The organism is Nocardiopsis trehalosi NBRC 14201, assembly GCF_001552555.1.
Taxonomy (GTDB): domain Bacteria; phylum Actinomycetota; class Actinomycetes; order Streptosporangiales; family Streptosporangiaceae; genus Nocardiopsis_B; species Nocardiopsis_B trehalosi.
The window spans coordinates 1-14,930 of the sequence record NZ_BCRK01000154.1 but is presented as its reverse complement, the minus strand read 5'-3'; the positions used below and the strand labels follow the sequence as shown (position 1 = coordinate 14,930).

Below are 14,930 nucleotides of genomic sequence, written 5' to 3'. Positions count from 1 at the left end.
CGGCCGAGCCGGGCCGACCCTTGCGGATCGGCGTGCGAGCGCCGCCCGAGGCCCCCGCTGTGCCGGCCTTGCGAAGCAGGCCCAGGAGGGGCGCGGCCGCTCGCTGATCCGGAAGCGTCCGAAAACACTCCCTAGCGGCCCCGGAGGAAGGCGAGCACGGGGGCGGCCTGCCCCACGATGGCGTGCCCCACGCCCGGCAGCAGCCGCACCTCGGTGTGCGGGACGGTCCGGGTCAGGCGCGCGGCGGTGTCGCGCGCGTCGACCATCGCGTCCCGGGTCCCGGCGATCAGCAGCGTGGGCGCGGCCAGGCGGCCCAGCTCCGCGTCGGTGAAGGTCGGCAGTTCCCGGCGGGGGATGAAGTGCGCGAAGGTCGCCGCCATGTGGTCGAGGAACTCCCGGGCCTCCGCTGCGCCGAGCCCGGTGATCAGCCGCACCAGCCCGCGCCGTCCGGCGCGCCCGAAGGGCGCGAGCAGCAGGGCCGCGACCATCCAGCCCCGCCGGTGCCGGCCGATGCCGCCGGGGCACAGGAGCACCAGCCGGTCGACGCGGCCGGGGCGCCGGATCGCGTAGTCGGCCGCCAGCCGGCCGCCGAGCGAGGCGCCGACGATCGAGGTGCGGGCCGCCCCGAGGCCGTCGAGGACGTCGTCCAGCCACAGCGCGTACGCCTCGGAGTCCAGCGGCGGCCGGGAGGGCGCGCTCAGCCCCGGCTCGCCGATGACGTCGACGGCGTAGACGCGGAGGTGCTCGGCCCAGGAGGCGGCGTCGTCCCGCCATATCGCCGAGTTCGTGCCCGAGCCGTGGAGCAGCAGCACGGGCGGCGCGTCCGCCCGGCCGGACGCGACGACGAAGGTCGGGCCCTCGCGCGTGGGGACCCGCAGGTGCTCGCAGGGGACCGGCCACCGGTCCAGGGCCTCCCGGTAGCGGCGTTCGACCTCGCGCGCGCCGGCGGCGCTCGTGTAGATGGGGCCGTCCGCGCCGCTCATGGCTCGACCACCGCGTTCACGTACTCCAGCAGCCGCGCGGTCTCGGCCGGGCCGCCCAGGACGATGACCTTCATGTGTGCCCGTTCCTCGTCGTAGGCGGTCTCGACGCGCAGCGGCGGGCCGTCGGCGCCCCGGCCCGCCGCCGCGGCCGTGAGCAGGGCGACGACCCGGCGGGCCGTCTCGGGGTCGACCGCGTCGATCCCGACGATGCTGGAGACCTCGACGCGCCGGTGGCGGACGGCCGACTCGCGTGCGGTCGGGGGCAGGGGCAGCCCGGTGAACGCCTCGACGTCCTCGCGGGTGATCCGGTACCGCCTGCCGACCTTGACCGCCTTGAGCCGCCCGTCGCGCACGTACTTGCGCACGGTCCGGACGTGCAGGCCGAGCCGTTCGGCGACCTGCTCGACGGAGTAGAGAGAGGAGGGTTCCATGGAAGTACCTTAACATCCCTATAATGCTCTTCAATGCGGAACGAAAGGTAATTCTAAGGAACAATAGGGGGCGTCGAGCACCCGTGCCCTGCGGTCGAGCCGGGCCGTCGCCCCTGGGGCCGGGCGGGCCGCTTCGGGGCGCGCTCGGCGCCCGGTGGTTAAGGTGCGGGGGTGGAGATCATCGACGTGGCGCCCGACGACCCGCGGCTGGCCGCCGACCTGCTGCCCGTCCTGCGCGAACTGCGCCCGCACCTGACCGCCGACCTGCTGCGCGACGTCTACGCCGAGGGACACCCCCAGGGCCTGCGGTTCACCGCCGCCTACACCGGCGAGGGGCGGTGCGCCGGGGTCGCGGGGTGGCGGATCCTCGCCCTCACCAGCGCCGTGCGCAAGCTCTACGTCGACGACCTGGTGACGGCCGGCGGCGCCCGGTCGGCCGGGGTCGGCGCCGCGCTGCTCGCGCACCTGGAGGCGCGCGGCCGCGCCCTCGGCTGCCGTGTCCTCGACCTGGACTCCGGGACGCAGAGGACCGCCGCTCACCGGTTCTACCTGCGGGAGCGCATGGACATCACGGCGTTCCACTTCACGAAACCGCTGGACTGACCCCGGGAGCCGCTTCGGGGCGCGCGCCGCATGAGAGCGCGCCCATGTGGTTAGTCGCCCCCGGGCGGCCCCGAACACGCGGGCGCCGCGTCGGGGGACGAGGAGGACACCGATGCGAGCCGTGCAGTACATCGAGGTCGGCCGACCGCCGCGGGTGGTCGACGTGCCGGCGCCCGAGCCCGGGCCGGGCCAGATCCTGCTGCGGGTCACGGCGGCCGGGGTCTGCCACTCCGACCTCGCCGTCATGGGGTGGCCCGCCGAGGGCTTCCCCTACGCGCTCCCGCTGACGCTCGGCCACGAGGGCGCCGGCCGGGTCGAGGCGGTCGGCGACGAGGTGTACACCGTCGCGGTCGGCGACGACGTCGTCGTCTACGGCCCGTGGGGGTGCGGCATGTGCCGCAACTGCTCCCTCGGCCTGGAGAACTACTGCCCGCGCGCCGCCGCGCTGGGCATCCACCCGCCCGGCCTGGGCCGACCGGGCGCGCTCGCCGAGTACGTGCTGATCGACGCCGAGCGCCACCTGGTGCCCATCGGCGACCTCGACCCGGTGCAGACCGTGCCGCTCACCGACGCCGGTCTCACGCCGTACCACGTCATCAAGCGGTCGCTGCCGCGGCTGTACGCGGGCAGCACCGCCGTCGTCATCGGCGCCGGGGGACTGGGCCACGTCGCCGTCCAGCTGCTGCGCGCGGTGTCGGCGGCGAGCGTGGTCGCGCTGGACATCCGCGAGGAGAGCCGTGAGCTGGCGCTGCGCAGCGGGGCCCACCACGCGCTGCCGTCCGACGCCTCCGCGGTGGACGCGGTGCGCGACCTCACCGGGGGCGCCGGGGCGTCGGCCGTCTTCGACTTCGTCGGCGTCCAGGCCACGGTCGACCTCGCCGGGCGCATGGTGGGCATGGACGCCGATCTGAACATCGTCGGCATCGGGGGCGGCGTGGCGCCGGTCGGGTTCGACACGCTCCCCTTCGGCACCCGGGTCGGCACCACCTACTGGGGTTCCCGGTCGGAGCTGATCGAGCTGATCGCGCTGGCCCGGCGCGGGGCGGTGAGCGTGCACGTCGAGCGCTACGGACTGGAGGACGGCCCCGAGGTGTACGAGCGGATGAAGGCGGGGCGCATCCAGGGCCGCGCGGTGATCGTGCCCGAGTCCTGACCACCGGCGGAACCCGGCGGACCGGGACGCGCGGGTAAAGAACGGGCGCGGGGTGGGAACCGGACGGGCGGGTGCGGCATCGAAGGTCCCGTCCCTACGGTGATCACGAGAAGGCTGCGCCCGTGTTCGGAATCCTGCGCCCCTGCCGGCACACCCTGCCCGGAGACCTCGCCGACGCCTGGATGTCGCACCTGTGCGGCCTCTGCCTGGCCCTGCGCGACGATCACGGGCAGCTCGCCCGCGTGGCCACCAACTACGACGGGCTGGTCGTGTCGGCGCTGGTCGCCGCGCAGAGTGAGGGCAGCGCGGTGCGCGCGGCCGGGCCGTGCCCGCTGCGCGGGATGCGGCGGGCCGACGTCGCCGAGGGTGAGGGGGCGCGCCTGGCGGCGGCGGTGTCGCTGCTGCTGGCCGCCACCCGGATCGACGACCACGTGGGCGACCGCGACGGCGCCTACCGGCGCCCGGCCGTGCGCGCCGCGGCCCGCCGGCTGGCGGGGCGCTGGCAGCGCCAGGCCCGCGCGGCGGGCGGCGAGCTGGGGTTCGACGGCGCGGCCGTGGTCGCCGTGCTCGCCGGGCAGCGGGCGGCGGAGGCCGCGGTGGGGGAGGGCGGCGGCGTCCTCACCGCGACCCGGCCCACCGAGACCGCGACCGGTGAGGCGTTCGCCCACACGGCCGCGCTGGCGGGCCGCCCCGGCAACGCGGCCGCGCTGCGCGAGGCGGGCCGGCTCTTCGGCCGGGTCGCGCACCTGCTCGACGCCGTGGAGGACCGCGAGGAGGACCGGGCGGCCGGGGCGTGGAATCCGCTGACGGCCACCGGGACCGCGCCGGAGGAGGCGCGGCGGATGTGCGACGACGCCGTGCTGGGCGTCCGGTTGGCGCTGCGCGAGGCCGAGTTCGCCGATGGCCGCCTGGTGCACGCGCTGCTCGTCCACGAGCTGGAGCGGTCGGTGGAGCGGGTGTTCGCGGCGGCGGGGTACCCCTCGCCGGGCGGGTACCCCGGTCGGCCCGGGCACGCCCACCACGGTCCGCACCGCCCCGGGCAGGGGTACCACGGCCACCCCGGCGGCGGGGGGTACGGGCCGGGCGGGCCGGGTGGCCACCCCGGCGGGGGAGGATTCGGCCCGGGCGGGGGAGCGTACGGGCCGGGCGGCCCCGGCGGTGCGGGGTTCGGCCCCGGAGGCCCCGGCGGCTCCGGCCCGGTTCCGCCCGGCGGCGGGCCCGGCGGCGGCCGGAGCCGGAGGCGCCGCCGCGACCAGGGCGGCTGCGCCTGCTGCGGCAACTGCGAGACCCCGAAGATCTACGAACCGCCCAAGAAGCGCGGGGTGTTCGCCGGGTGCGGGGTGGCGCTGTTCATGTGCTGCACCTGCCAGCAGTGCTGCCGTGACCCCTTCCCCGGCCCGTGGAGCGGCGAGTCCCAGTCCAGCTGGTGCGACTCCTGCGACTGCCCCAGCTGCCCCAACTGCGACGGGTGCTGCTGCGACTGCGGTTGCGACTGCGGCTGAGGCCGCCGGCGGCCCCGCGCGCGTGCGGCCTCGGGACGCGGGTGGGGGCGGGCGGCGCCGCGCACGGCGCCCACCGGGGCGCCGCGCGCGGCGCGGCCGTGCCGTTCGGGCGCCGCCCCGCGCAGCCGTCGTTCCGCTCAGCCGCCGCCTCGGCCCGCCCACGCCTCCAAGCCGTCGAGTACCCGCGCGACGCCGAAGTCGAAGTCGGCGTCGCGCGTGGCGGGCGCCACCTTCCCCCGCTGCGCGGTGTAGAAGGCGCTGAGCAGCGGGTAGGGGCGGGCGGCCGCCTCGGCGGCGGGCCAGAGCCCCGCCGCCCACTCCGCCTCGGTGCGCCCGCTGCGGGCGAGCTTGACCAGCCACGCGGCCTCGCCCGTGGCGGTGCCCACGACGTAGGCGCTGAGCGTGCCTAAGGCCCGGTCGGCGTCCTCCAGCCCGAACCCGGCGGCGGTGAACACGCCCAGCATCCCCTCGGAGTAGCGCATCATGTTCGGCCCCAGGTAGGCCAGGCCGACCTCGCCGAGGACGGACACGATCCACGGGTGGCGCAGGATCACCGCCCGCATCTCCCGGGCGCCCGCTGCTGCGGCGGCACGCCACCCCTCGGGGGTGCCGGGGCCGGGGGTGGGCATCTCGCCGTAGACCTCGTCGACGGCGAGCTCGATCAGCTCCTCCTTGTTGGCGACGTGGCGGTAGAGCGAGGTGGCGGCGGTGTCGAGCCGGGCGCCGAGGCGGCGCATGCTCAGCGCGTCGACCCCCTCGGAGTCGAGCAGGCGCACGGCCTCGGTGACGATCTGCTCGCGGCTGAGTGCCGGAGGCCGCCGGGGGGCGCGCGGGCGGGCCCAGACGGAGGGCAGCGGGGCGTCGTCGTGCGGCATGCGGGCGGCTCCTTCCGGTGGCGGCGTCCACCGTAGCGCACGGCGTTCGCGCCGGGCGTACGCCGGTCCGCACGTCAGGCGGGGGCGTCCAGGCGCAGGGTGGCCACGGCGCTGTCCAGCCACGCCGCGAGGAAGCGCTCGGGGTCGACGTCGCCGGGGGTGTGCCCGATGAGGAGGTCCAGGATGGGCGCGTAGGTCAGCGACGCCACGATGACCGCCGCCGCCGCGTCGGGGTCGGCCACCGCGGACCGGCCCTGGTCGCGCAGGTCGGCGACCCACGCGGCGCACGCCCGGTAGAGGTGGTCGACCACGCCGCGCCACATGGCCTCGAACAGGTCGGGGAACCCGCCGAACTCGCGGATCATCACCCGGACCAGGTCGCGGTCGGCGGCCAGGACGCCCCATACGGCACGGGCCATCGTCCGCAGCGCGGCGCGCGGGTCGGCGGGCAGGTCGTCCAGGGCGCCGGCGTGCTCGCGCGCCATGGCGGCCAGGTTGCGGCGGACCGCCTCGTGCAGCACCGCCTCCTTGGAGGCGAAGTGCTTGTACAGCGCGCCCGACCCGGGGGCGAGGCCGGCGGCCACCTGGATGTCGGCCACCGTCGTGGCGTCGTAGCCGCGGGTGGAGAAGAGTCGCAGCGCCTCGTCCAGCAGGCGCTGCCGGGTCGCGCCGGGTGTTGTCCTCGCCATAGTGAGAGAGTACTCTCTTTCCATGGTGAGTGTGACGGTGCGGGAGACGATCCGGTGTACGCCCGACGAGTTCCTGGGCCTGGTCATGGACCCCGGGCGCTACGCCCTCATCGACGCCAAGCTGGGCCCGATCGACTGGGTGCGCCGCGACGGCGACACCACCGACTTCCGGTTCGCCTCGCGGCTGCCGGGCCTGCCCGGCCCCGGGCCCCGGGTGGTGTCGCGGATGGTGCTGACGCCGGGGGTCCGGGTCGACGCGTCCTACGCCCCGCTGCCCGCCAACCGGCTGGTGCGGCGGTTCTCCACGTTCCGGGCGAGCTTCGCGTGCACGCCGGTCGACGGCGGTGTCCGGGTGGAGCGCATGATCGAACTCGGCTTCCCCTCGGTGGCGGGCCGCCCCCTGGAGGCGCTGCTGCGCCGCACCCTGCGCCCGGACGTGCTCCGCGAGGTCCGCGGCGCCAAGGCGCTGCTGGAGGGCGCCGGGCACCACCCCGTCTGACCACCGGCGCCTTACGGTGACCGACCGATCCCACTCCGTGGACTCCACCGTGATGTCCGTGGCCGTCACCCGAAGGCGAACCGGACCCCGTACCCCCGGTACGAGGAACCGGTGATCTCTCCGAGCCGGGTGGCGTTTCCTGCGGCATCGAACCGGTACAGCGTCAGCACCGTGGTGCTCGACCACGTGCGCCCGGCCTGCACCCCGCGACAGGACACGTGACGGATCGACGTCACCGGCTGTGCCCCCACCGGGCTGTCGTCGCCGCACCCGAAGCACACGCCCAGGCGTCCCGTCGCCTCAGGGACGGCGTGACCTCGAACGTCGGCTCGAACACGGGCGCCAGAGGCAGCCAGCCGAGGAGCGGCCGCTGCCGCGCCAGGTACAACGCCTCGTCGTACACCCCGCCGCTGGTATGCCGTTCACCGCGCGCCTCAGCTCCACCGATCGCCGTGTCATGCACGGGCGCCGACCGGCCGTAGTGCAGCACCGGGTTGGTCGGCAGCCCCGGGTAGGCGAAACGCCGCGGATCGCGCGCGGCGTAGACCGGGTCCCACGCCAGCACGCCGCGGGCGTCGAGGGCTTCGGCCCGGGCGATGTGCGTGTGCCGCTGCGCCCCCGACGCGAGGACGTGGACGCCGACAGCCACATACGACGCGATGGCGGCGCCGGGTTGGCCGCGGTGCACCACCATCCATGTGTGGCCTCCGTCCACGGCGGCAGCCGGGGACCACCGCGCCGCGTCCGCGAGGGACCCGATCCATCCGCCCGTCGCGATGCCCGACCCGCTGATGACACCGACCTGCTCGGGTTGGGACGCCACCACGATGACCGGCCGCTGCGCGCAGTGCCGGGTGACCGTGTCGACCAGGCGGGAGGGGTCCACCCCCGGCGCCATGGCCAACAGGAAGATCGACCGCTCATCGACCAGCTGCGAGACCTCGTCCAGGTCGGGACGCCCGTCCTGTTGCGGTTCGAGAGGGGCGGCCGCCCCGTTCCCGGCCGGGATGGGGGCATCCGACCATTCCAACGGCGTCATGTTCGCAGGGAGGACGCTGTATCGGATACCCGGCTGCGGCAGGCAGCGGGTCGATGGCGAACCACCCCACCAGTGCGCCGTCCCTCAACCGGTGAACCGTGACGTGGATGAGCGGCGCCGCGGCGACGGCCCGGGTGAACGCCAGCCGCGTGTACGGCTGCGACAGCATCGCCGCACCATCGAGCGCCCCCACCACCCATGCGGGCAGACCATCGACGGACTGCCGGCACGACGGACCACTCCCCCCACCCGCCGCCGTCCGGAGCCCACAACGCGCCGCCCGTTGCCGTCCTCACCGGACAGGCGCACCCGGACACCGCCCTGGGCGGCATAGGCCAACCCCGCGCGGACGTTCCCGCCGACGCGCTCCATGACCTCCCGGCACGCGTCCGCGCCCGACCGGCGCGCGCCGCCTCCGCCAGTTCGTCCAAGAGCGGCGCCGCCGAACCGGTGCTGCCCACCGACAGCTCTGGCGGCGGCCCCGCCCGGCGGGGCATGCTGGCGTCAGAGGGCCGGTGCCGACCGGCGGACGGGTCAGGACGCCAGCAGCCCGCGTACCAGCGCCTCCACCCCCCGGGCGTAGGTGTCCCGGACGGTCACCTCTTCCCAGCGGGCGCCGAACGCGGCCAGGCGCGGAAGCCGGGCCGCGTCGAGGTGCTCGAACACCCGGCCCCGGTGCGTCGGCCTGTCGTCCTCGCGCCGGCGTGCGGCGCCCGTCCGCACGGTGATGTCGCCCACGGTGTAGTGCCAGATGATCCGGTACGCGTCCACGGCCTCCTCGGCCGAGAGGCCCGCCTCGGCGGCCGCGTCGATGACCTCCTCCGGGTACCACAGGGCGTGGACCGACATCAGGTCGTCAGACGCGAGCACATCGACAAGCCACGGCACGCCCCTGAGCGCCTCGTACATGGCGACGGATGCGGCCACGATCCGCTCGGCCGGGGTGGCCCCGGTCGGCGGCTCCGGCCGTGGTACGCCGGCGGCGTAGTCGTCGAGGAGCAGGAGCAGCAGTTCGTCCTTATCGCGCACGTGGTGGTACAGCGCCATCGGGGTCGCGCCCACCTCGCGGGCCAGCCTGCGCATGGTCAGGGCCGGAGTCCCCTCCGCGTCGATGACGCGGTGGGCCGCGGCGATGATGTCCGTCTTCGATATCCGGGGCGGTCGTCCCGCACGCGTCTGCATTCCGCCATGCTAATTTATATACATGTATAAAAACTCGCCGTGGACGGTCGTGGGCGTACTCGCGTTCGGTGTGGCCGTCGGCACCATGCAGATGACGGTCGTGGTTCCGGTGCTCCCCGCGCTCCAGCGCGAACTGGACGCACCACTGTCCACCCCGTCCTGGACGCTGACCGCGGCCCTGCTCTCCGGGGCCGTCTCCATCCCCCTGCTGTCGCGTCTCGGTGACCTGTACGGCAGGCGGCGCATGGCCCTGGCCTCCCTCGGCCTCCTGGTCACCGGATCGGTCGCCGCCGCCTTGGCCACCACGGTCGCCGGCGTCATCGCCGGCCGGATCCTCCAAGGCATGGCTGCGCCCCTGCTGCCTCTGGCCATCGGGATCGTCCGGCAGGAGACGCCGCGAGATCGACTGCCCACGGCGATCGGCGTGCTCAGCGCCATGATGGGTGTCGGCAGCGGGGGCGGCATGATCCTCGCGGGGGTGGTCGGAGACGGTTACCAGGTCTTGTTCTGGACGCTGGCGGGGCTTGCCGCTGCGGCGGCGGCCCTCATCGCCGTGTGTGTCCGCGAGTCCCCCCTGCCGCCGACCGGAGCGCGCCCCGACCTCGCGGGCACCGTGCTGATGGCAGCCTGGCTGGTGTGCCTGCTGCTGGCCGTCAGCAAGGGGGCGTCCTGGGGCTGGGCCTCCGTCCCGACGCTCGGTCTGCTGGCGGCTGCCGCCGTCCTGCTCGCCGCCTGGGTGCTGTCGGCCCGGCGCGCCGCAGCGCCTCTCGTGGAGATACCGATGCTGCTGCACCCGGGCACCGTCGGGGCTTCGGTGGCCTCGCTGCTCTTGGGGTTCTCCCTGTTCTGCACCATCACCACGTTGTCGTCCGTGGCCCAGTCCGGACTCGGCGCCTCGGTGCTCCAGGTCGGCCTCTACCTGCTGCCGGCGGCACTCATGATGACGGCGGTCTCGCTGCCGGCGGGTCTCCTGATGCGTCGGTTCGCTGCGTCGTCCCTGGTGGGCGCGGGGGCGTCGACCGTGGTCGCCGCGGCACTCGGACTCGGCGCCGCGTACGGATCACCGACGGCGATCTACGGCGCGACGGCCGTCCTCGGCCTGGGGATGGGACTCGGATACGCCGCGCTCGGGACGATGGCGGTCGAGCACGTGGAGCCCGCGAAGACGGCGGCGGCGGGCGGTGTGAACGCGCTCGTCAGGGTGGTCGGAAGCAGTCTCGCCGGCGCGGTGACGGCGGCGGTGCTGCCGACCGCGGGGCCAGGGTGGAGCTTCGCCGCCGCGGCGGCCGCCGCCCTGGTCGCTGCGGTGTTCGCCTTCTCCCACGGCGCACTCGACCGCAAGCCGGCCCCGGCTGTGAAGGAGGCGATGTGAGCGGCGCAGGGGACGCCCCCCGGGAGCGCGCGATCGCCTGGGGCGATGAGCTGGTGAAGTTGCACGACACGTTCCGCCGTGACCTCACGGCTCTGCGGAACGGCACGGTGCGCGCGCCCGACCTGCGGGAGCACTGCCTGACGTTCTGCGACGCCCTGCACGCCCACCACAGCGGCGAGGACGACGTCCTCTTTCCGCACTTGGGCGGCTTGCGCCCCGAGCTTGCCGGTGTCATCGACCGGTTGAGGCGGGAGCACCGGGTGGTGGGCCGCCTCCTCGCCCGAATCCGGGCCCTGGCCGGGTCGGAGCGCTCGGGGGAGGGTGGCACGGCGGAGATCGGCACGGAGTTGGACCGGCTCACCCGGGAACTGGAGGCCCACCTCGACTACGAGGAGGAGCAGCTCGTCCCCCTGCTCAACGGGATGACGGACATGCCCGAGGACCTCTGAGGCCGCTGGGGGAGCACCGGCCCGGGAAGCGATGGGCCCAGGCACAGGGCCGCCTCCTGGGACGGCCGGCTCGTCGCGGTGATCGCCGCCCTCGTCGTGGCGGCGGCCGCGACTGAGCGCGGGGCCGCCCGACGGCACACCCGCCCGGGGCCCGGGGCCGGGCGCGCGGGCCAGGCCGCGTCCGCGAACCGGCCCGGGCCCGGTGCGCCGCTCCGGGAGCACCCCGGAAAGCCACCTACCAGGGGCGGGAGCGCCGTGGGCGCGGGCCTTTCGGCGGCGCGCGCCCACGCGACGCGCACCGGGCGCCGGGAGCGCACGGCCCGGTGCGGGGCTTCCACGCTCGCCCGTACGCCAGGGTCGCGCCGTAAGGGCGGGCTCAGCCGCCGCGCGCCTCGTCCACGGCCGCACCCAGCAGTCCGGCGGCGGCGTCGACCCCGGCCATCAGGGTGGGCGGTTCGGAGTCGAGCCCGGCCAGCAGGGTGTCGACCCCGCGCAGCCCGGCGTCGTCCAGCAGCCGCTTCTCGTTGGTGACCCAGGTGGCGCGGGCGGCCAGCACCGCGTGCGCCGCGCAGGCCGCGGCGACCGCGACCGCGCCCGCCGTGTCGGTCAGGTGGCCGCGCGCGGCGTGGGCGGCGCGCGCGTAGTCCAGGGTCAGCCGGGTCTGGTCCCACCACACGTCCGGGGCGGTCCGGCGCAGCGCGTCGGGGAACTCCGGGCGGGGCAGGTCGCCGCGCAGCACCTCGCCGGCGGCGAGTTCGGCGACCGGCAGGTAGCTCGGGATGCCGGCCAGGTGGAACAGCAGCCGCTCGACGTGGAACCGCCCGGCGCGGGCCTCGGCGAGGCGGTACTCGACGTCGTCCAGGTCGCGGTAGTGGACGTCGACCCGGCGCCCCTCCACCTCCAGCCACGCGCCCCCGTTGAACACGCCGCCGCCCCACCCGCCGATGGGGGCGATGTGCCCCGCCCAGCCGGTGGAGCGCAGCGACTCCGGGTCGAAGCCGCCCCGGTAGTAGAGCGAGAAGTCCCAGTCGCTGTCGGGGGTGTGGCGGCCGGTGGCGCGCGAGCCGCCGAGGGCCACCGCGCGCACCCCGCCGAGACCGGCGAGGGCGGCGGCGACGCGGTCGGCGAACGCGGAGTCGTCGGTGGGCATGGCCGGTACGGTAGTGCACCCGCCGCCCCTATGCTGATCGGCGTGCTACGAGAGGTGACCGCGACGCGGTACGTGCTGCCCCTGCGCGAAGGGGGTTCGCTCCCCGGGCTGGTGGAGGCGGACGATCTGGGGATGTACGTCGTGAAGTTCGTGGGGGCCGGGCAGGGGCGCAAGACGCTCGTCGCCGAGGTCGTCGCGGGCGAGCTGGGCCGGGCGCTGGGCCTGCCGGTGCCCGAGCTGGTGGTGGCCGGGATCGACCCGGTCATCGGGCGCGGCGAACCCGACTTCGAGGTGCAGGAGCTGCTGAAGGCCAGTGGCGGCCGCAACCTCGGCATGGACTACCTGCCGGGCGCGCTCGCCTTCGACCCCCTCGTGTACGACGTCGGCCCGGACCTCGCCGGGCGCGTGCTCTGGTTCGACGCGCTCATCGGCAACGTCGACCGCACCTGGCGCAACCCCAACATGCTGGTGTGGAACGGCGCCCCGTTCCTCATCGACCACGGGGCGTCGCTGATCTTCCACCACAACTGGCCGGGCGCCGCGAAGGCGGCCGAGCGCCGCTACGACGCCACCGACCACGTCATGGCGGGCGCCGCGCCGGACCTGGCGGGCGCCGACGCCGACCTGCGCGGGCGGGTCACCGAGGAGCTGCTGCGCGCGGTGGTGGACCTCGTCCCCGAGGTGTGGCTGGCCGACGAACCGGGGTTCGGGTCGGTCGCGGAGGTGCGCGACGCCTACGTCGACCACCTGCGGGCGCGGGTCGCGGGCACGGGGTGGCTGCCGGAGGTGGCGCGATGAGCCGGGACGTCTTCGAGTACGCCGTGGTCCGGGTGGTGCCGCGACTGGAGCGGGGCGAGCAGGTCAACGCGGGCGTCATCGTCTACTGCAAGGCGCGGTCGTTCCTCGGCGCGCGGTGCGTGCTCGACGCCGACCGGCTGCTGGCGCTGGACACCGGCGTCGACGTCGGCGGGGTGCGCCGCGCCCTGGAGGCGGTGGAGCTGGTGTGCCGGGGCGGCCCGGAGGCGGGCGCGGCCGGCGCCGAGGACGCCGGCCGGCGGTTCCGCTGGCTGACGGCGCCGCGCTCGACCATCGTCCAGCCCGGCCCCATCCACACCGGCCTCACCGCCGACCCCGAGGCCGAACTGGCCCGCCTCGCCACCACCCTGGTCAGCTGACCCGCCCTGGGTGGCCGGCCCGCCCCCGGAACCACGCGGCCCCAGCCCCCGGCAGAGGGGACCGGGGCCGCGCTCGTGCGAGATGGCTACATCCGGTCGGCGTCGGCGATCAGTGCATGCCACTCGGCCTTGGGGAACGCCAACCGCGCCAGTCCGGGATGGACCGAATCGCGCACCTCCACCCGAACACCGTCGGGCGTGCGGCACTCGACACAGTCGCCGCCGTTGCCGCCGCTGTAGCTGCTCTTCTTCCATTCACCGGTCATACCGTCAACTCCTTCAGCCACTTCACTGATGTGTCGCAGCCCATCGCAGCGGCCTGCATCGCCCCGTAGATCGTGGACCCGAGGAAGCGGACGCGCGCGGGTGGGGAGTCGATGACGACTCCGCCGTCGCTGTGCTCCGTGTAGACCACGTCTCCCACGTCCAACGTGAAGACCTGGAATGGCGGTGTGGGGCCCGGCCCCAGGACATCGTGGCCGAGTACCTGGAACCTGATCACACCCGCTTCTACGAGGTCGATGATCTGCTGGTACTGCTCCTTCCGGATCTTCTCATCCAATGGAAGGTCGAACGCCCGGGCGGCCACCACGAACCACAGGAGGGGCCGCCGTCCACGGGTGATCGCGGGAAGCCGCGCGATCCGAGACTCGACAAGGCGCTCGACTTCGTCCTCTCCGTCGAGAAGATGCCAGGCACGAACGATCGCGCGCGCGTAGTCCGCGGTCTGCAGCAGGCCGGGGACGAGAAACGGTTGCCATTGCCGTATCTCCGATGCGCGGCGCTCCAGAAGCACCGCATCGGCGAACCACTCCGGGACGCTTCTCTGCTGGGTGAGTTCTGCCCATAGGCGCGTGAGAGCGCCTCCGGTGGAAAGATGAGCGTCCAGAGATTCGGAAAGCGACCGCTTCGGGTTTCTTGTTCCCCTCTCCAGGCCGGACATCATCGACTTGGAAAGGTGCACTTTGTCGCCGAGTTCGGTCTGCGACAGTTCCGCCAGTCGGCGATAACGGCGAAGTTCGTCACCCCATCGAGCCCACCTGGCGTCAACGTTCTCGCGCATGCCACAAGGTTCCACCCTGAGTGGGCGCATCGTCCACCCGTTCCTTGAATCTGATCGGGAAGTGTGACTTCGATGGCAGGTAGGGAGGGGTGGAGCAAGGGTGGAGTCCAGGCCCCGGGCGGCCGATATTCGCGGGGCAACGGCCACCAGTTCACTCGGAGGCAGTGGTGAAAGAGACTGCAGTGAAAACACGGGGGCGCATTCGCCCGTATCTGTTCCGCGCGGGGCAGCGCCGTCCCCGCCGCCACGTCTGCCGGGGGTGCGGGACATGACCGCCCAGCGCCATTTCCGGCGGACCTTCGACGCGGCGCCCGCGAACATCGCGGCGGCCCGCGCCTGGTTGACCGCGATCCTTCCCGCTCCGCCGGCCGTGCCCGGCGAGATGGCGGCGGCCGCCGTCCTCGCGGTGTCGAAGGCGGCGACGAACGTGTTCACGCACGGCGCCGGACCCACCTTCACGTTGGACGTGACGACCGGGCCGTGGTGGATCTACGTGCAGTGCGAGGACTCCGGCGCGGTCGATACGGTGCCGCACATCGTGGACGCCTGCCCCACCGCCGAAGGAGGGCGCGGCCTCCGGCTCATCGAGGCCGTGACCAACCTCTGGGGCCCGCTCATCGACGTCGACCGGTGCGGGATCTTCTTCTACCTCGACTGGCACCCGGACGGTCCCCTGCTGACATGGCCCGTTCGCCTCGTCGCGTCCTGACCCGAGCGCCGTTCCCGGACCCATCCGAGGGCCCGGGAGCGGCGGGGGCGGGGGGG

General features: G+C 74.6%; 18 protein-coding genes. 9 read left to right on the top strand and 9 right to left on the bottom strand.

Features of this window, described 5'->3' with window-relative positions; translation table 11 throughout:
* Positions 1–131: 131 nt before the first annotated feature.
* The gene (locus NT8_RS21755) at positions 132–983 is read right to left on the bottom strand and encodes an alpha/beta fold hydrolase (RefSeq protein WP_067972834.1); all 852 of its coding nucleotides are present in this window, start codon (positions 981–983) and stop codon (positions 132–134) included.
* Positions 980–1,414 carry a helix-turn-helix domain-containing protein gene (locus NT8_RS21750; protein ID WP_067972830.1) on the bottom strand — a complete coding sequence of 145 codons (435 nt, stop codon included), beginning with the start codon at positions 1,412–1,414 and terminating at the stop codon, positions 980–982. The genes NT8_RS21755 and NT8_RS21750 overlap by 4 nt, the downstream gene beginning before the upstream one ends.
* A 171-nt stretch (positions 1,415–1,585) precedes the next feature.
* Here NT8_RS21750 and NT8_RS21745 point away from each other — a divergent pair, with 171 nt between their 5' ends.
* From NT8_RS21745 to NT8_RS21735, 3 genes are all read left to right on the top strand, one after another.
* On the top strand, positions 1,586–2,017 hold the full coding sequence (locus NT8_RS21745; protein WP_067972827.1) for a GNAT family N-acetyltransferase: 432 nt from the start codon (positions 1,586–1,588) through the stop codon (positions 2,015–2,017).
* A 112-nt stretch (positions 2,018–2,129) separates the two neighbouring features.
* Positions 2,130–3,170, top strand: a complete 1,041-nt coding sequence (locus NT8_RS21740) for an NAD(P)-dependent alcohol dehydrogenase (RefSeq protein WP_067972824.1) — start codon at positions 2,130–2,132, stop codon at positions 3,168–3,170.
* Positions 3,171–3,292: 122 nt separating this feature from the next.
* Positions 3,293–4,672, top strand: coding sequence for a DUF5685 family protein (locus tag NT8_RS21735; protein ID WP_067972821.1), 1,380 nt, complete (start codon positions 3,293–3,295; stop codon positions 4,670–4,672).
* Positions 4,673–4,809: 137 nt separating this feature from the next.
* Here the strand turns inward: NT8_RS21735 and NT8_RS21730 are convergent, their stop codons facing one another.
* Positions 4,810–5,547, bottom strand: a complete 738-nt coding sequence (locus NT8_RS21730) for a TetR/AcrR family transcriptional regulator (RefSeq protein WP_067972818.1) — start codon at positions 5,545–5,547, stop codon at positions 4,810–4,812.
* A 74-nt stretch (positions 5,548–5,621) separates the two neighbouring features.
* The gene (locus tag NT8_RS21725) at positions 5,622–6,236 is read right to left on the bottom strand and encodes a TetR/AcrR family transcriptional regulator (RefSeq protein WP_067972815.1); all 615 of its coding nucleotides are present in this window, start codon (positions 6,234–6,236) and stop codon (positions 5,622–5,624) included.
* Positions 6,237–6,258: 22 nt separating this feature from the next.
* Between NT8_RS21725 and NT8_RS21720 the strand changes: the two genes are divergently transcribed.
* Positions 6,259–6,735: an SRPBCC family protein gene (locus NT8_RS21720; protein ID WP_067972813.1), complete on the top strand. Its 477-nt coding sequence runs from the start codon at positions 6,259–6,261 to the stop codon at positions 6,733–6,735.
* A gap of 232 nt (positions 6,736–6,967) precedes the next feature.
* On the opposite strand, the gene NT8_RS21710 is transcribed toward NT8_RS21720, so the two are convergent.
* Both NT8_RS21710 and NT8_RS21705 read right to left on the bottom strand, forming a co-directional pair.
* Positions 6,968–7,765 (bottom strand): hypothetical protein, encoded by a 798-nt coding sequence (locus NT8_RS21710; protein ID WP_157515928.1) that lies wholly within the window; start codon positions 7,763–7,765, stop codon positions 6,968–6,970.
* Between the two features lie 543 nt (positions 7,766–8,308).
* Positions 8,309–8,956, bottom strand: a complete 648-nt coding sequence (locus tag NT8_RS21705) for a TetR/AcrR family transcriptional regulator (protein WP_067972802.1) — start codon at positions 8,954–8,956, stop codon at positions 8,309–8,311.
* Positions 8,957–8,978: 22 nt separating this feature from the next.
* Here NT8_RS21705 and NT8_RS21700 point away from each other — a divergent pair, with 22 nt between their 5' ends.
* Positions 8,979–10,328, top strand: coding sequence for an MFS transporter (locus NT8_RS21700; protein ID WP_067972799.1), 1,350 nt, complete (start codon positions 8,979–8,981; stop codon positions 10,326–10,328).
* Complete coding sequence (locus NT8_RS21695; protein WP_067972797.1) at positions 10,325–10,777, top strand: hemerythrin domain-containing protein; 453 nt, start codon at positions 10,325–10,327, stop codon at positions 10,775–10,777. The genes NT8_RS21700 and NT8_RS21695 overlap by 4 nt, the downstream gene beginning before the upstream one ends.
* A 376-nt stretch (positions 10,778–11,153) precedes the next feature.
* On the opposite strand, the gene NT8_RS21690 is transcribed toward NT8_RS21695, so the two are convergent.
* A complete protein-coding gene (locus NT8_RS21690) occupies positions 11,154–11,927 on the bottom strand; it encodes a nucleotidyltransferase domain-containing protein (protein ID WP_067972794.1) in 774 nt (257 codons plus the stop codon).
* Between the two features lie 30 nt (positions 11,928–11,957).
* Between NT8_RS21690 and NT8_RS21685 the strand changes: the two genes are divergently transcribed.
* Together NT8_RS21685 and NT8_RS21680 are read left to right on the top strand one after the other, a co-directional pair.
* Positions 11,958–12,725 carry a HipA family kinase gene (locus NT8_RS21685; protein ID WP_067972791.1) on the top strand — a complete coding sequence of 256 codons (768 nt, stop codon included), beginning with the start codon at positions 11,958–11,960 and terminating at the stop codon, positions 12,723–12,725.
* Positions 12,722–13,102: a DUF3037 domain-containing protein gene (locus NT8_RS21680; protein WP_067972787.1), complete on the top strand. Its 381-nt coding sequence runs from the start codon at positions 12,722–12,724 to the stop codon at positions 13,100–13,102. Before NT8_RS21685 ends, NT8_RS21680 begins: the two co-directional genes overlap by 4 nt.
* A gap of 86 nt (positions 13,103–13,188) precedes the next feature.
* On the opposite strand, the gene NT8_RS21675 is transcribed toward NT8_RS21680, so the two are convergent.
* Together NT8_RS21675 and NT8_RS28900 are read right to left on the bottom strand one after the other, a co-directional pair.
* Complete coding sequence (locus NT8_RS21675; protein WP_067972784.1) at positions 13,189–13,368, bottom strand: DUF397 domain-containing protein; 180 nt, start codon at positions 13,366–13,368, stop codon at positions 13,189–13,191.
* Positions 13,365–14,165 carry a helix-turn-helix domain-containing protein gene (locus NT8_RS28900; protein ID WP_169805242.1) on the bottom strand — a complete coding sequence of 267 codons (801 nt, stop codon included), beginning with the start codon at positions 14,163–14,165 and terminating at the stop codon, positions 13,365–13,367. The genes NT8_RS21675 and NT8_RS28900 overlap by 4 nt, the downstream gene beginning before the upstream one ends.
* Before the next feature lie 268 nt (positions 14,166–14,433).
* On the opposite strand from NT8_RS28900, the gene NT8_RS21665 reads away from it, so the two are divergent.
* Positions 14,434–14,874, top strand: a complete 441-nt coding sequence (locus NT8_RS21665; protein WP_067972777.1) for an ATP-binding protein — start codon at positions 14,434–14,436, stop codon at positions 14,872–14,874.
* Positions 14,875–14,930 lie beyond the last annotated feature (56 nt).

Bases quoted from the DNA above. Each gene is read 5' to 3' on its own strand.
- NT8_RS21755 (WP_067972834.1), bottom strand. From the start codon at position 983: ATGAGCGGCGCGGACGGCCCCATCTACACGAGCGCCGCCGGCGCGCGC.
- NT8_RS21750 (WP_067972830.1), bottom strand. From the start codon at position 1,414: ATGGAACCCTCCTCTCTCTACTCCGTCGAGCAGGTCGCCGAACGGCTC.
- NT8_RS21740 (WP_067972824.1), top strand. From the start codon at position 2,130: ATGCGAGCCGTGCAGTACATCGAGGTCGGCCGACCGCCGCGGGTGGTC.
- NT8_RS21730 (WP_067972818.1), bottom strand. From the start codon at position 5,547: ATGCCGCACGACGACGCCCCGCTGCCCTCCGTCTGGGCCCGCCCGCGC.
- NT8_RS21725 (WP_067972815.1), bottom strand. From the start codon at position 6,236: ATGGCGAGGACAACACCCGGCGCGACCCGGCAGCGCCTGCTGGACGAG.
- NT8_RS21720 (WP_067972813.1), top strand. From the start codon at position 6,259: ATGGTGAGTGTGACGGTGCGGGAGACGATCCGGTGTACGCCCGACGAG.
- NT8_RS21705 (WP_067972802.1), bottom strand. From the start codon at position 8,956: ATGCAGACGCGTGCGGGACGACCGCCCCGGATATCGAAGACGGACATC.
- NT8_RS21700 (WP_067972799.1), top strand. From the start codon at position 8,979: ATGTATAAAAACTCGCCGTGGACGGTCGTGGGCGTACTCGCGTTCGGT.
- NT8_RS21690 (WP_067972794.1), bottom strand. From the start codon at position 11,927: ATGCCCACCGACGACTCCGCGTTCGCCGACCGCGTCGCCGCCGCCCTC.
- NT8_RS21685 (WP_067972791.1), top strand. From the start codon at position 11,958: ATGCTGATCGGCGTGCTACGAGAGGTGACCGCGACGCGGTACGTGCTG.
- NT8_RS21680 (WP_067972787.1), top strand. From the start codon at position 12,722: ATGAGCCGGGACGTCTTCGAGTACGCCGTGGTCCGGGTGGTGCCGCGA.
- NT8_RS21675 (WP_067972784.1), bottom strand. From the start codon at position 13,368: ATGACCGGTGAATGGAAGAAGAGCAGCTACAGCGGCGGCAACGGCGGC.
- NT8_RS28900 (WP_169805242.1), bottom strand. From the start codon at position 14,165: ATGCGCGAGAACGTTGACGCCAGGTGGGCTCGATGGGGTGACGAACTT.
- NT8_RS21665 (WP_067972777.1), top strand. From the start codon at position 14,434: ATGACCGCCCAGCGCCATTTCCGGCGGACCTTCGACGCGGCGCCCGCG.